Annotated in this window: 2 tRNA genes and 1 rRNA gene; all 3 read right to left on the bottom strand. The window is 40.2% G+C overall.

The window, feature by feature from the left end:
* Nucleotides 1-125: 125 nt before the first annotated feature.
* Nucleotides 126-199: transfer RNA gene (locus tag I6E11_RS14800), tRNA-Ala, on the bottom strand.
* A gap of 180 nt (nucleotides 200-379) precedes the next feature.
* Nucleotides 380-453 (bottom strand) — tRNA-Ile (locus I6E11_RS14795).
* Nucleotides 454-521: 68 nt separating this feature from the next.
* Nucleotides 522-642, bottom strand: a 16S ribosomal RNA gene (locus I6E11_RS14790); the annotation flags it as partial.

The raw sequence follows: 642 nt of genomic DNA, 5'->3' as shown, positions 1-642 counted from the left end.
ACTTTCATTATCACGTACACACCCTGTTTTTAAACAGAGCGGATGATATATACTTTTAGCTCTTTTGGTTTTGACCAAATTTTTATTTTTCAGCTTGTTACATCATGTCAAAGATCTTTTTTATGTGGAGAATAACGGATTCGAACCGTTGACCCCCTGCGTGCAAAGCAGGTGCTCTAGCCAGCTGAGCTAATCCCCCGTGCTGTTCTTTTTTTCAAAGCGGGTGCAAAGGTAAGTGTTTTATTTTGAACTCGCAAATAAAAAAGCAACTTTTTTCTTATTATATTTTCAATCAGTTTTGATGCTTGAAAACATTGACTTTCTATCGATGTATTTTTCAGATAGATTTACTACCTGAAACATTGACTTTCTGTCTATGTAGTCCCAGGCAGATTTGAACTGCCGACCTCTACATTATCAGTGTAGCGCTCTAACCAACTGAGCTATAGGACTATATAATAAAAACAAACTTGCTGTAGTACAAGAAGGACAAACCTTCTATTTTAACGGTATCACTCCAGAAAGGAGGTGTTCCAGCCGCACCTTCCGGTACGGCTACCTTGTTACGACTTAGCCCCAATTACCAGTGTTACCCTAGGGCGCTCCTTGCGGTTACGCACTTCAGGTACTCCCGGCTTTCAT

The sequence above is a fragment of the Bacteroides caecigallinarum genome, from assembly GCF_021531075.1.
Classification (GTDB): domain Bacteria; phylum Bacteroidota; class Bacteroidia; order Bacteroidales; family Bacteroidaceae; genus Phocaeicola; species Phocaeicola caecigallinarum_B.
Note: the sequence above shows the minus strand (reverse complement) of the source record. Positions and strands in the feature narration are given on the sequence as shown.